14 protein-coding genes are annotated in these 13,243 nt (G+C 37.4%); 6 read left to right on the forward strand and 8 right to left on the reverse strand.

Going from position 1 to position 13,243, the window contains the following annotated elements:
* Positions 1-109: 109 nt before the first annotated feature.
* The 8 genes from ISX59_RS11930 to ISX59_RS11965 all read right to left on the reverse strand — a co-directional run bounded on the left by ISX59_RS11930 (position 110) and on the right by ISX59_RS11965 (position 8,252).
* Positions 110-1,240 (reverse strand): site-specific integrase, encoded by a 1,131-nt coding sequence (locus ISX59_RS11930; protein ID WP_004310193.1) that lies wholly within the window; start codon positions 1,238-1,240, stop codon positions 110-112.
* Positions 1,241-1,434: 194 nt separating this feature from the next.
* Complete coding sequence (locus ISX59_RS11935; protein WP_220575929.1) at positions 1,435-2,043, reverse strand: hypothetical protein; 609 nt, start codon at positions 2,041-2,043, stop codon at positions 1,435-1,437.
* A 156-nt stretch (positions 2,044-2,199) separates the two neighbouring features.
* Complete coding sequence (locus ISX59_RS11940) at positions 2,200-2,862, reverse strand: hypothetical protein (protein ID WP_032540513.1); 663 nt, start codon at positions 2,860-2,862, stop codon at positions 2,200-2,202.
* Positions 2,863-2,906: 44 nt separating this feature from the next.
* Positions 2,907-3,683, reverse strand: a complete 777-nt coding sequence (locus ISX59_RS11945) for a transglutaminase-like domain-containing protein (protein ID WP_032540540.1) — start codon at positions 3,681-3,683, stop codon at positions 2,907-2,909.
* Positions 3,684-3,724: 41 nt separating this feature from the next.
* Positions 3,725-4,363 (reverse strand): vancomycin high temperature exclusion protein, encoded by a 639-nt coding sequence (locus ISX59_RS11950; RefSeq protein ID WP_005778255.1) that lies wholly within the window; start codon positions 4,361-4,363, stop codon positions 3,725-3,727.
* Between the two features lie 294 nt (positions 4,364-4,657).
* Positions 4,658-6,691: an excinuclease ABC subunit UvrB gene (gene uvrB, locus ISX59_RS11955; RefSeq protein WP_032540514.1), complete on the reverse strand. Its 2,034-nt coding sequence runs from the start codon at positions 6,689-6,691 to the stop codon at positions 4,658-4,660.
* Positions 6,692-7,115: 424 nt separating this feature from the next.
* Positions 7,116-7,598, reverse strand: coding sequence for a GNAT family N-acetyltransferase (locus ISX59_RS11960; RefSeq protein ID WP_032540516.1), 483 nt, complete (start codon positions 7,596-7,598; stop codon positions 7,116-7,118).
* Between the two features lie 225 nt (positions 7,599-7,823).
* Complete coding sequence (locus ISX59_RS11965; RefSeq protein ID WP_050550833.1) at positions 7,824-8,252, reverse strand: MarR family winged helix-turn-helix transcriptional regulator; 429 nt, start codon at positions 8,250-8,252, stop codon at positions 7,824-7,826.
* A 759-nt stretch (positions 8,253-9,011) separates the two neighbouring features.
* Here ISX59_RS11965 and ISX59_RS11970 point away from each other — a divergent pair.
* From ISX59_RS11970 to ISX59_RS11995, 6 genes are all read left to right on the forward strand, one after another.
* Positions 9,012-9,341 carry a hypothetical protein gene (locus ISX59_RS11970; RefSeq protein ID WP_032540518.1) on the forward strand — a complete coding sequence of 110 codons (330 nt, stop codon included), beginning with the start codon at positions 9,012-9,014 and terminating at the stop codon, positions 9,339-9,341.
* A gap of 243 nt (positions 9,342-9,584) precedes the next feature.
* Entirely contained in the window at positions 9,585-10,883 is a 1,299-nt protein-coding gene (locus ISX59_RS11975; protein WP_005778252.1) for a phenylacetate--CoA ligase family protein, read from the forward strand.
* Between the two features lie 26 nt (positions 10,884-10,909).
* On the forward strand, positions 10,910-11,335 hold the full coding sequence (locus ISX59_RS11980) for a hypothetical protein (protein ID WP_005778250.1): 426 nt from the start codon (positions 10,910-10,912) through the stop codon (positions 11,333-11,335).
* A 186-nt stretch (positions 11,336-11,521) separates the two neighbouring features.
* Positions 11,522-12,325, forward strand: coding sequence for an outer membrane protein assembly factor BamD (locus ISX59_RS11985; RefSeq protein WP_005806568.1), 804 nt, complete (start codon positions 11,522-11,524; stop codon positions 12,323-12,325).
* Between the two features lie 15 nt (positions 12,326-12,340).
* Positions 12,341-12,676 (forward strand): DNA-directed RNA polymerase subunit omega, encoded by a 336-nt coding sequence (locus ISX59_RS11990; protein ID WP_005778246.1) that lies wholly within the window; start codon positions 12,341-12,343, stop codon positions 12,674-12,676.
* A gap of 109 nt (positions 12,677-12,785) precedes the next feature.
* On the forward strand, positions 12,786-13,235 hold the full coding sequence (locus tag ISX59_RS11995) for a DUF4293 domain-containing protein (RefSeq protein WP_005806566.1): 450 nt from the start codon (positions 12,786-12,788) through the stop codon (positions 13,233-13,235).
* Positions 13,236-13,243 lie beyond the last annotated feature (8 nt).

The following is a 13,243-nucleotide window of genomic DNA, read 5'->3' on the forward strand; positions in this document are numbered from 1 at the left end:
ATTTTAAATTGGATTTATATGATATATTATAAGAGTGTTGCTCCCGAAAGAGAATCCTGTCGGAACAACACCCTTATAAGTGATTACATATCTGATGTTCATTGCATTGTCAATCGAATAAACCGTTGGTCAGATTTACTGCATCGTCTTTTTTCTTATTGACGATTTTGGCATACACTTGGGTCATCTTTACAGATGTATGACCGAGTAATTTAGATACAGTGTACAAATCGGCCCCCAATGTCAGCATCATTGTGGCGAACGTGTGGCGGGCGGTATGAAAGGTGAATCGCTTGGAAATTCCGGCGGCTTTGGCCCATGGTTTGATAAGCTGGTTGATACCAGAAGGCAAATCGAACACATGGTCGTCTGCTGTCTTGTCCCCACGTTCCGGCATCCACTTCAACGCTTCATTGGAGAGCGGAAGGTAAATCGGTTCTTTCGTCTTCTGCATGGCTACTGCCAAGCGGTATTGGCCGTTGTCAATAAACACATCTTTCCATTGCAATCCGATAATGTCACTGATACGTAGTCCACAGAAGCAGGAGAACAGGTAGGCACTTTTTACCCCTTCGTTCTGCATTGGTGTAGCGATTAATGATCTCACTTCTTCAATAGTCATATACGAACGCACACTTTCCGGCATCTTGGGCTTCTCCGATTTTTCCATTTCGTTGAATGGATTCTTTAAGATCCGTTTCGCACGGACAGCGGCATTTAACGCACCGTTGAAAATCTGGTAATAGGTATTACGCGTAGAAGCCGAGATGGGTTTTCCTTTGGGACGGTAGTTTGTCAGCATATAGTCGATATAGCCGTGGCAAAAAGTGAGGTCAATCTGATTTAATGTGAATCTTTCTCCTGCATACTCTTTCAAGATATCGGTAACAGATTTTATCTGGCCTATGTTTTTCTTACCACGTTTCTTCTGTTCCTCTTTATAGAGTTGCATCCAGTCCAGCAGATAAACCTTATCCTTGTGATTCATGATACCGGCTTCACCACTTGTCAACTCTATGATACGCTTCGATTTGATTGCATTTGCGGCAGCCATTGTCGTTTCGTTCTGTTGGCGGGCATTACGATCCGTTTCCGGAATAAGATACATTTTCAGATACTCGTATGTCCGCTTACCATTTCGGTATATATCCAGATACAAACTCTTGCTGCCATTGGCCAACTCCTTCGTCCGAAGACGAATCGGCTCCTTTACTTTTATTGGCTTTCTGGTCCTTGGCATATTTGTGTCCTTTTATTCGTTATTTCCTATCACAAAGGTACAAATAAAAAACGAAATCAAGAAACAAACAAGAAACAAAAATGCACCTAAAAAAAGCAAAGCAACAGAAAACGTAGAAAACAACTGAAAATAAAAACTCGTATATAAATTATTGATATATAGATGATTTATCTATATTTATTTGGAACTTGTTTTCATTTTATATATGTCTTTATGATTATTGGTAATAATTTGCTATATTTATTTATAATAGTAATGCTTGGTTGTTTATCTGAATATGATGTTATAAAGTGTAGCCCAAGCCTTATTATACCTTTAGTGTTTTCTTCACATTGTTGTTTTATGTCGTCTTTGATTGACTGGAGTTGGTCTATTGTCATATATTCCCATTTCTCAACAACTTTCTTTTCTCTAGTTTTGTTTGTCAAAAAAGCATCGAAACTATGTTTTACTTCAAGTATAATGGAGTAATCTTTATATATACACCAATAATCAATTCTACCAGATGAATCCTCTATTTCGTGACTCTTTAGAAAACAATTTCTTTTTGTTGGTAACTCTGCTAAAACGGCTCCATCACAAATCTTTGAAAGAGTCGGTAATATAATACTATCAAGTTGTCTTTCACCATAGATATAAGGAAAGTCTATAAGTTGATGCTTATGGTATTTTATAGATAATTTACCCATACCATTGAGTAAATCTGTGATGAAAGATTTACCAATGACGTAATATTCTTCTGAATTTTCTGATTTCATCAGAAGTATTTTAATTCCTTGCTGTAATTTTAGTTCTAAGTCCATTGTAGATGTTGATAATTTTTTAATGATATGTTATATATGTAATTGATACATCCTGAAGCAGGGTTGTATATAGTCTAATTGCAGCTCATATTATTAGTTAAATATTATTTTAAATAATATTTCATTTGTCAATTTGATTATTGTATGTAGTAAAAATTATTTTTCTTTTATTTGTTCTACTAATATTTTATGCGTTTCTTTTATATCGTTAATTTTACTTTTGCATCTTTTTATGTCTTTGTTCGATAAGTAGGTGCATTTATCTAATGTATTTTCAAGTTCTTCTAATAAATTGTTAGCATTCTCTTCTTCGTCTAATATTGTCTTAAAATCTATGTCTATATTTTCACTTAAATCTATTGAGTCAATAGCATCGTAATCATATTTTTCTCTCAATATTTTCATTTTTAGTCCAAATTCACAAATGTTTTTTGGTAGTTTTTTCCATGTTTTTCCATGCCCTCCTGCATCATAATTGTAATAATTGATATATAGTAAGCGTGCTAAATGATAATAACCATAATAAAGTCTTGAAATTATTTGTCCATGATACTGCTCTGGCTGGTTTAAAAGTATGATACATAGATTAAGTAGGTCATTAATTTTGGTTAGTAGAATATTATAACTGACTGGAGTAATAGGGTCTATAGCAGCACAAGATGACATGCCAAATATTATAAAAATAAAAAGGAATAGTTTCTTAAGATTTATTTTCGTTTTGTGGCTAATATTTGAGTGTGATAAGCTAGAATGATTTATGCTATGCATAGGGGGATATTTTTGTTTGTTGTGGTCGTTGAGTTGAAGTTGTTGTTCCATAATTATCTAAATGTTATTCACCTTTCTATATTTTTGATATGTATTTATTCTTTTACTATTTCTATAGATTTAGGTACTAAATCCATGAAAGAGTTCAGTCCGCAGTCTGCATAATCTTTTCCGGCAAAGAGTCGGATTATAGTTGTCGGTAGCCAGCTTTTGCCAGATTGCGGGTCTACTGCCATCCATCCGTATTGTTTAAGGTAACATTCGGCCCAGGCATGACATCCATAGAATTTTTGTTCAGGTATAAAAATAAAGCCGGCAACAAAACGGCAAGGAATTCCTTTCTTTCTCATAAGTGCCGTGAACAAATTGGTGTATTCGCTACAAGTACCTTTCTTTCTTTGGAGGATATGATTTACATCCAATGTTTTACAATCACCTTTTGAAATAGCCATGGCTAAAGAATCGTCAAAACTTATATAATGGGATACAAACTCTAAGCCTTTTTTAATAATTATCATTGTACTGTCTTCACCTTTGAATAAAGAGTCTGTTATGAGTTCGATAGCAGGAGAAGAATAGTCGATAAGTTTGGTTGGGTTCAGATAAGGAGCAACCTCTTCGTCATAGATGTCATTGGGGATATAAAGGGCCTTTTCTGCTGCTTTCCTTTTTAAGGTATCGTCATAAGCTTTGGATACTTTTACGGTGAAATGGTAGACACTGTCTGCCTTTTTAAAATCAGAAACCTCTTGTGGATAAGAATCTGTGACCGGAGAGTAATTTCTTGTCACCATTCGATAAGTTGTCTGAGCATGACACAGGAAAGAAAATGGCATCAGCGACAATAAAAAAAGAAATAGCAACTTTTGCATGTTTTTCATGATAATGAGTTATTAGGGAAATATTAAAATTATTATTCCGGTATCTCTACCTTTTCCCCAAGATGTTTGGGAGCTTTATCGGTAATGATATCCATAAAGACTTTTACTCTTGCCAGTAATTCTCGAAGGTTGGTTTTAAAGCCGGCATATGCACTCACGTCCTGAGCATTATATCCAATAACCTGAAGATGGTTTTGCTGAGCCAGAAAAATAGCCCGTTCATTGTGAAATTCTTGTGAAATCAGAGTGAAACGCTCCAGACCAAAAATTAAATGCGCTCTTATAACAGAGTCCAATGTTCTCAGACCGGCATAGTCTAATATGATTTGCTGTTCGGGAATACCTGTGGCAATTAATGCCTGCTTCATTTCTTCGGGTTCATTATAATCATTTCTCCGATTGTCACCGCTCACCAATATATATTTGATTTTTCCTGCGTTATATAATTCTGTGGCAGCTTTAATCCGATAGTCGAAATACAGATTGTTTTTCCCGTTTTTCAATTTGGGCGAGGTGCCCAATAACAGACCTACTTTATTATAGGGAATATCGGATACTGTTGAATAAAGATATGCTTCACTGTTTTTCTGAATAGTCCGATTACATACATAGATGGTAATTACAAGAACTGTCAGCAATAAAGGTGCTCCTATAAAGATAATCTTTTTCATTTTTTATATTCAGAGTTCTTTGCAAAGATAGGGATTTGGGTTGAAAGTTGACTTGAAAGCATAAAAAAAGGAGCAACGCCTTGCTCCAACCTTTGTTAACCTTAAATCTAATACTATGAAAAACACATTGCAAAGATACAGCTTTTTCAGATATTGGCAAGCGTTTTATTAGAAACGCCTGATTTTATAACATTTATTTTATTTCTTAATTGAATTTGTTAGGATAATTAAGAAAAAGATGGTTTCTCCGATATATTCTAACTACTTGTTATTCTATCAAAACCAAGGTGCTTTTTATCCTGGCCACTTCTCTTTCATTAAGTCTTCCATCTTGAGCAATTCGTCCCTGTATTGGGCAGCTTCAATGAATTCCAGCTTCTTAGCTGCTTCTTGCATCAGTTTACGGGTGCGTTCCATACTTTTCTCCAGCTGAGCTTTACTCATATACTGTACGACCGGGTCTGCGGCAATATTGGGTGAAGAGGGTTCCACGTATGCACGGGTTGTTTTTTGCGTTTCCTCCATTTCGTTACCGTTGCCGAATACAGCCAGGTTGCGTGCTTTCTTGATCTGCTGTGGAGTGATTCCATGCTCTTCATTGTATGCGAGTTGTTTTTCGCGGCGGCGGTTAGTTTCGTCAATGGTCAGTCGCATGCTGTCCGTGATCTTGTCGGCATACATAATTACCATTCCGTTTACGTTTCGGGCAGCTCGTCCGGCCGTTTGGGTTAATGAGCGGTGTGAACGGAGAAAACCTTCTTTATCTGCGTCGAGGATGGCCACCAGTGATACTTCCGGAAGGTCAAGTCCTTCACGTAATAAATTTACCCCGATCAATACGTCATATACACCTTGGCGAAGATCATCCATGATCTTGACGCGCTCTAAGGTATCCACATCGCTGTGGATATAGTTGCAACGTACATTATTATTTAATAGATATTCCGTTAATTCTTCAGCCATACGTTTAGTCAGAGTAGTTACGAGTACGCGCTCTTCCCGTTCGATACGGAGTTGGATCTCTTCCATCAAATCGTCTATTTGGTTTAGACTGGGGCGTACTTCGATAATAGGATCCAATAGACCGGTAGGGCGGATCACTTGCTCAACGACGATGCCTTCTGATTGCACCAGTTCGTAATCGGCGGGGGTAGCACTTACATAGATAACCTGTTTAGCCATTGATTCGAACTCTTCGAACTTTAACGGGCGATTGTCCATTGCGGCAGGCAGTCGGAAGCCATATTCCACCAAGTTAATTTTGCGGGCCCGGTCTCCTCCGTACATAGCACGTATTTGCGGAACACTTACATGACTTTCATCTATTACAATCAAGAAATCATCCGGAAAAAAATCTAACAGACAGTAAGGGCGTGTACCTGCTGCACGACCGTCAAAGTATCGTGAATAGTTTTCGATGCCGGAACAATGACCCAGTTCCCGTATCATTTCCATATCATATGTTACTCGCTCATAAAGGCGTTTCGCTTCATATTCTTTGCCGATAGATTCGAAATAGGCAACCTGTTTGGTGAGATCATCCTCTATTTCATGGATGGCGCGTAAGGTTGCTTCTTTGGTAGTCATAAACAGGTTGGCGGGATATATTTTATAAGCCTCAAAAGGTGCGATGGTTACTCCGGAAACCGGATCTACTTCTTCGATGCCGTCAATTTCATCCCCCCAAAAGGTAACCCGAAGTAAATTGTCCGAGTAGGCCAGATAAATGTCTACCGTGTCTCCTTTTACCCGGAAATTTCCACGATTGAGTTCGATGTCGTTACGCATATACAGACTATCTACCAATCGTCGGAGAAACACATTGCGGTTGATGGTTCGTCCTCTCTCTATTTCAATAACATTATCATAGAAATCCGATGGATTTCCCATACCATAGATGCAAGATACGGAAGATACCACCACCACATCTTTTCTTCCGGAAAGGAGAGCTGAAGTTGCAGCCAATCTGAGCTTGTCAATTTCATCATTGATAGCGAGGTCCTTTTCTATATATGTATCCGAACTCGGAAGGTAGGCTTCCGGCTGGTAATAATCGTAATAAGAGACGTAATATTCGACAGCGTTATTGGGGAAAAATCCTTTAAACTCACCATATAGCTGAGCTGCCAGCGTTTTGTTATGGCTCAGAATCAACGTAGGTTTATTGATATTGGCAATAACATTGGCAATGGTGAATGTCTTTCCGGAACCGGTTACACCCAGTAACGTTTGTGCCGGTATACCTTCAAGAACTCCTTCGGTCAGTTGTGCGATTGCTTCCGGCTGATCTCCGGTTGGCTTGTATGCGGATGTTAATTCAAAATTCATGTTTCTTTTTTCTTTCAGAAGACAATATTCGGCAAAATAGTTGAGATAAACAAATAGTTTTTCTCAAATTATCTTATAAACAGTTGCTCTTCAGATTGTATTATGCTACTCAAATAAACTCTTGGAAAATAATCAGGGATTATGTATCGTCAAGATTTTGAGTTTCCATGCTATGTATATTTTAAGTTTTTATCGGTTTGACACGACCTATTAAAAAATAAACTTTTAGCGGAGTTTTTGAGAAGTAGTGGTAACGATTTAGAATTGTATGAATTTCAGTGATTTGTAGTGCTGTGCTGGCAAATAATTCCTTTTCATATACATACGTACGGCACTAATTACAAAAAACAATCATGATAGATTGTTTTTTGTAATTAGTGCCGTGAAAACTTCCAGTGTTATTCTACCGGAGGTTTCCACGTTACTATAAGTCCAAATAGAAGAAATGAGAATCATCATACGGATAATCGTATTTGATCGGAAGTTCTTCTTTCTCGATTTTCTTAAATCCAGATTTTTCATAAAATGAGTGTGCCCTATCAGTGTTTTTGGGAGTGTCGAGGATGATTTTTGAGAAGCCGTGAACTTTTGCAAAGTCTAAGAAAACTGTGTATAATTGCTGTCCAAGATGATGTGGATTTCCTCTATAAGGCTTATACACAAAAAATTTTTTCAGTATACACAATCCATTTCCTTTGTTCATCAAGCCGATAGTTCCTACAACTTTTCCGTTTTCTTTTGCTACCCAAAAACATCCTCCATTGTCGATGTATTTTTCGCGTATGCAAAGTAGTTCCGGCTGATCTTCAACGCTAACCAATGGACGAGTTCCGTCATTTTGACAATGCAGTACTATAGCAATAATTTCATCTTTATCACGCTCTGAATATTTTTCAATTTCTATCATTTTATTTTTGTATTTAATTTAGAATAACTTCTTTTCGATTCAAATATTTTATTGATGTAGCAGGCATTCTGTCACTATTGTACATTTATAACAAGTGGTGTTACTTGTAAAATAATCCATAAATGAGATATATAAATTATACCTAAAAGATAATATAAACCTTTTTCATTGTCACAGATGGCCGAGCTAAGCACTACCTGCATTTGCCATAGTTGCAATATCCAATTAATTGCGTGCCATAATGAAAGATATTGTTTTCATACTTTTTACAATTTCCAGCAACTGATTTTCTTCCAATCCTGCAAATATCTCTTTGACGGATTGGTTTGCTGCTATATCTAAGGTGTGATAAACTTTTATTCCATTGTTTGTAAGACTTATTAACTCTGCACGGCTGTCTTTTATTGTTTTTTCCCGATATATATAACCTTTCATTTCCAGTTTTTTCAATATACGGGATAATAATCCTTTATCCATATTAAGTGCTATGGATATGGCTTTTGCATTCCGATTAGGATATAAATAAACATCTTGGATAACACGGATTTCAGGAAGCCCCAATTCGCTCCCTAAATAGGTTTTGTTCAGGATACCTAAATTTTTGGTATAAAACCTATTAAAAGCTCTGATATAATCTATATGCTCTTGTTTCATGGTGCAAATGTAAATAGAATAGTTGACTTAGTCAACAATGCGTGCAAAAATAAATGCTTATGTGATCATAAAATGTTTGAGTGTTTTTATTTTTCTTCATGAAAATATAATGGTTATAGTTTCATTCCATTGCTTTCCTGTCGCGATTGGATGGCTTGCCTAAAGTTCTGCCTTACTTTGTCGAACTGTTCTATCTTTGTTAAGGTTCAACTACCAGGCAGTTATAAAACCGGCAGATATATTTTTGCGTGCAAATATGGATGATTTTTTTCTGTTTATGCTTGTATAAAAAACAAATTAATTCTCATATTTAATAAACTGATAAGGATTTGTGCAAATTCTACTCTTGAAGAGAGTTGTCGGTTTTATTTGAGTTTGTTTTCACGACTATTAATCAATTTACTTTTGAACTCTTTGTGAAAGTCTGCTTTGTATAGGTATTCTGTTAATCCAAAAGTGTTTATTTATAGGGTTGGCAGTTGCTATTCTAAGTAGAGATACTATCTTTATCAGTTGGGTGTGAACTTTGTTATTATAATAATGTGTAATGCTCCGGGGTGAAAGATTAGGAGCTTTTGTGTATTTATTCCCCAAGATGTGTGGCTATTCTCCATTTGTTCCCCAGTCTTCCTTATATTGCTTTGTGCTTAACTTGCTGTTTGATAGATGTTTTGTATCCTGTCCGTATTCTGGCATGCCTTTTGTTTTTTATTTGGCATAAGAGTTAGTTTTAATTATTCACACTAAAAGATTACAATTATGAAAAAGGTATTAGTAGCGTTAGCAATGATTATGGGATTGGGAACTTCAGTGGCATTCGCTGGTGTATCGGGTGATACTTTAGCAGTAGAGCAGACCATGCAGACGCCCCAAGATGAATTTACAAAAATTGATGTTAAGGATGTTCCTGCCGTAGTTATCAATGCCTTGGCCAAAGATTATGAAGGTGCTGCATTAAAAAACGCTTTTGTAGCTGAAAAAGAAACTGGCAAGGTTTATAAAGTTGTATTGACTGTAACTAAAGAAGATCAATCTACAGAGGATGTTACTGTTCTTTTGAATGAAAAAGGCGAAATAGTGAAAGAATAAGGTAATTGGATTAGGGATTTCTATTTGACCTTTATTATGGTAGCTCCGGTTCTTAGGGACCGGAGTTTTTTTCGGTGATAAAGTAAGATTCTAATTGACTTCTCTTATTATGCTCTTACTCTTTTCCTGCTCTGAAGTTTGGTGGTTTATGATTTTAATGATTAATTTTCTTGATAAACAAATAGATTTTTAAAATAAATCCTTTACTTTGCACAACATAACTAACAAAATACAACGAAAGACATGATTTGGAATGAGAGCATCGAATGCATGGAACGCGATAATTTGCGTAAAATCCAGAGCATTAGACTAAAGAAAATAGTAGAATACGTTTATCACAATACGCCGTTCTATCGTAGGAAAATGCAAGAATTAGGTATCACTCCTGATGATATCAACGGAATAGAAGACATCTCCAAACTACCATTTACCACTAAATTAGATTTACGCGACAATTATCCATTCGGACTGTGTGCCGTGCCTATGAGTCAGATTGTACGTATCCATGCATCATCGGGTACTACCGGCAAACCGACTGTAGTAGGGTATACCCGTAAAGACTTATCGTCCTGGGCAGAGTGTTTGTCCCGTGCCTTTACGGCCTATGGAGCAAGCCGTTCGGATATATTTCAGGTATCATATGGCTACGGTCTGTTTACAGGTGGGCTGGGAGCACATGCCGGTGCCGAAAATATCGGGGCTTCAGTTATTCCCATGTCGAGTGGTAATACGGAGAAACAGATTACTTTGATGCATGATTTCGGATCAACCGTCCTATGTTGTACACCGTCTTATGCCCTTTATCTGGCTGATGCGATTAATGATTCCGGTTTCCCGCGTGAAGAGTTTAAGCTGAAAGCAGGCGCCTTCGGTGCGGAACCCTGGACAGAAAGCATGCGTAAAGACATCGAGGCAAAATTAGGGATTAAGGCTTATGATATATATGGATTAAGTGAAATTGCAGGTCCCGGCGTCGGATATGAATGTGAGTGTCAAAACGGTACCCACTTGAATGAAGATCATTTCTTCCCTGAAATAATAGATCCGCATACATTACAGCCTGTAGAGCCCGGGCAAACCGGTGAATTGGTTTTCACCCATCTGACTAAAGAGGGTATGCCTCTATTGCGTTACAGGACGAAAGATCTGACCGCATTGCATTATGAAAAATGCTCTTGTGGACGTACTTTGGTACGTATGGATCGTATTCTGGGACGCAGCGATGATATGCTTATTATCCGTGGAGTCAACGTATTCCCCACACAGATTGAATCTGTTATTTTGGAAATGGTAGAGTTTGAGCCGCATTACCTGCTGACTATCGACCGTAAGAATAATACGGATACTATGGAACTGAAAGTTGAAGTTCGTCCGGACTATTATTCGGATGAAATAAATAAGATGCTGGCTTTAAAGAAAAAGCTGACAGCACGTTTGCAGAGTGTGTTAGGTTTGGGAGTAGATGTGAAGTTGGTGGAACCTCGCAGCATCGAGCGTAGTGTGGGTAAAGCGAAGCGTGTAATTGATAATAGAAAACTATAACGAATATAAATATAAAGTCATTTATTATGGTAGCAAAACAACTTTCCATTTTTTTGGAAAATAAATCAGGTCGACTGACAGAGGTGACTGAAGTATTGGCAAAGGAAGGTATTAATCTTTCGGCTCTTTGCATTGCCGAGAACGCCGATTTTGGTATTCTCCGCGGAATTGTATCCGATCCGGATAAGGCTTACAAAGCTTTAAAAGATAACCATTTCGCAGTCAATGTGACGGAGGTGGTAGGTATTAACTGCCCTAACGTGCCTGGTGCGTTGGCTAAAGTATTACAATATCTTTCCAATGAAGGGGTTTTCATTGAATATATGTATTCATTTGCCAATAATAATTCTGCAAATGTGATTATCCGTCCCAACGATATGGAAAATTGTATCCGGGTGTTAACAGAGAAGAAAGTTGACTTGCTGGCGGCAAGCGACCTGTATAAACTGTAAAACCTGTGAGTAGTGATGGGTGGTTAGTGAATGACTGTTGCATTGTTTATAAATTAACCATCCATCATCGCTTATTCACTATTCGTAACTAAACTCTATTCTTCCATTCTTTTTTATCTTAAAAAACATTGATTAATTGGTTTATTCAGCGCGAATCTTTAACTTTGCGCATTATTTAAATACAGAATGAAGAAGAACATCATTATAACGCTGCTTGCAGCTACTGTTTTATCCTCGTGTGGAGAGTACAATAAGTTGCTAAAAAGCACCGATTACGAATACAAGTATGAGGCCGCTAAGAACTACTTCGCTAAAGGTCAGTATAATCGATCGGCTACATTGCTGAACGAGTTGATAACTATCTTGAAAGGTACGGATAAAGCAGAAGAATCATTATACATGCTGGCTATGAGTTATTATAATCAGAAAGATTATTCTACTGCGGCCCAGTCATTTATCACTTACTTCAATACATATCCGCGTGGTCAGTTCTCAGAGTTGGCCCGCTTCCATGCCGGTAAAGCTCTGTATTTGGATACTCCTGAACCCCGTTTGGATCAATCAAGTACTTATCAGGCTATCCAGCAGTTGCAGATGTTTCTGGAATATTATCCCCAGAGCAGCAGAAAACAGGAGGCACAAAATATGATTTTTGCTTTGCAGGACAAGTTGGTTTTGAAAGAACTTCTGTCTGCCAGATTATATTATAATCTTGGTAATTATCTGGGCAATAACTTCATGTCTTGTGTGATCACTGCCCAGAATGCTTTAAAGGACTATCCTTATACTGATTATCGTGAAGAACTATCTATATTGATTCTCCGGGCCAAGTATGAAATGGCGGTGAATAGTGTGGAAGACAAGAAGATGGATCGTTACCGTGAAACGGTAGACGAATATTATGCTTTCAAGAATGAATTTCCGGAAAGTAAATATCTGAAGGAAGCCGAAAGGATATTCAAAGATTCTCAAAAAGTAATTAAAGACTAAATTATAAATAGATTTATGGATTACAAGAAAACAAATGCTCCGACGAATACCATTACCCGTGATATGATGGACTTATGTGCCGATACCGGTAATGTTTATGAAACAGTAGCTATCATTGGTAAGCGTGCCAATCAGATCAGTGTGGAAATAAAGAACGACCTTTCCAAGAAACTTGCGGAGTTTGCTTCCTACAACGATAATTTGGAGGAGGTATTTGAAAATAGAGAGCAGATCGAAATTTCACGTTACTACGAGAAATTGCCGAAACCCGATTTGATTGCTGCGCAAGAGTATGTAGAAGGAAAGATCTATTATAGAAACCCGGCAAAGGAAAAAGAAAAATTACAGTAATTTTCTTCGTCGGTTGAAGAGTTAACAGTCAAGTAGTAAGTAGGAGTCTATTCTTCTATCTCTTATTGCTTGACTTTTTTATTCCGGATTAAACACAACTTTAAAAACTATGATTCAACGAATTCAAACGATTTATCTTTTGCTTGTTACTGCATTACTGATAACAAGTATGTGTCTGCCTGTCGGCAGCTTTATGGGTGCTGATGCTGCCATGTATACTTTCAAACCATTGGGGGTGGAACAGAACGGAATGTTTTATTCTACTTGGGGAGTATTTGGTATATTGTTGCTTAGTGCAATCATCGCATTTGCCACAATCTTTCTTTTCAAGAACCGTATGTTGCAGATTCGCATGTCGATATTCAATAGCATTTTGTTGATTGGTTATTATCTTACCTTTCTTGCTTTTATGTTTGTCCTGAAGAAAGATCTGAATGCTGCTTTTCAGATTTCATGGGCGTTGTGCCTGCCGTTGATTTCGATTATTCTCAACTATTTGGCTATTCGTGCGATAGGACGGGATGAAGTGATGGTAAAGGCTGCCGACCGTCTCCGATAAAAAAGATT

The organism is Bacteroides sp. FSHCM14E1 (assembly GCF_019633785.1).
GTDB classification, from domain to species: domain Bacteria; phylum Bacteroidota; class Bacteroidia; order Bacteroidales; family Bacteroidaceae; genus Bacteroides; species Bacteroides hominis.

What these genes read in the sequence shown, in the direction of transcription:
- ISX59_RS11975 (WP_005778252.1), top strand. Translation starts at nt 9,585, where the DNA reads ATGATTTGGAATGAGAGCATCGAATGCATGGAACGCGATAATTTGCGT.
- ISX59_RS11995 (WP_005806566.1), top strand. Translation starts at nt 12,786, where the DNA reads ATGATTCAACGAATTCAAACGATTTATCTTTTGCTTGTTACTGCATTA.
- ISX59_RS11980 (WP_005778250.1), top strand. Translation starts at nt 10,910, where the DNA reads ATGGTAGCAAAACAACTTTCCATTTTTTTGGAAAATAAATCAGGTCGA.
- uvrB (WP_032540514.1), bottom strand. Translation starts at nt 6,691, where the DNA reads ATGAATTTTGAATTAACATCCGCATACAAGCCAACCGGAGATCAGCCG.
- ISX59_RS11950 (WP_005778255.1), bottom strand. Translation starts at nt 4,363, where the DNA reads ATGAAAAAGATTATCTTTATAGGAGCACCTTTATTGCTGACAGTTCTT.
- ISX59_RS11990 (WP_005778246.1), top strand. Translation starts at nt 12,341, where the DNA reads ATGGATTACAAGAAAACAAATGCTCCGACGAATACCATTACCCGTGAT.
- ISX59_RS11985 (WP_005806568.1), top strand. Translation starts at nt 11,522, where the DNA reads ATGAAGAAGAACATCATTATAACGCTGCTTGCAGCTACTGTTTTATCC.
- ISX59_RS11960 (WP_032540516.1), bottom strand. Translation starts at nt 7,598, where the DNA reads ATGATAGAAATTGAAAAATATTCAGAGCGTGATAAAGATGAAATTATT.
- ISX59_RS11935 (WP_220575929.1), bottom strand. Translation starts at nt 2,043, where the DNA reads ATGGACTTAGAACTAAAATTACAGCAAGGAATTAAAATACTTCTGATG.
- ISX59_RS11940 (WP_032540513.1), bottom strand. Translation starts at nt 2,862, where the DNA reads ATGGAACAACAACTTCAACTCAACGACCACAACAAACAAAAATATCCC.
- ISX59_RS11970 (WP_032540518.1), top strand. Translation starts at nt 9,012, where the DNA reads ATGAAAAAGGTATTAGTAGCGTTAGCAATGATTATGGGATTGGGAACT.
- ISX59_RS11945 (WP_032540540.1), bottom strand. Translation starts at nt 3,683, where the DNA reads ATGCAAAAGTTGCTATTTCTTTTTTTATTGTCGCTGATGCCATTTTCT.
- ISX59_RS11965 (WP_050550833.1), bottom strand. Translation starts at nt 8,252, where the DNA reads ATGAAACAAGAGCATATAGATTATATCAGAGCTTTTAATAGGTTTTAT.
- ISX59_RS11930 (WP_004310193.1), bottom strand. Translation starts at nt 1,240, where the DNA reads ATGCCAAGGACCAGAAAGCCAATAAAAGTAAAGGAGCCGATTCGTCTT.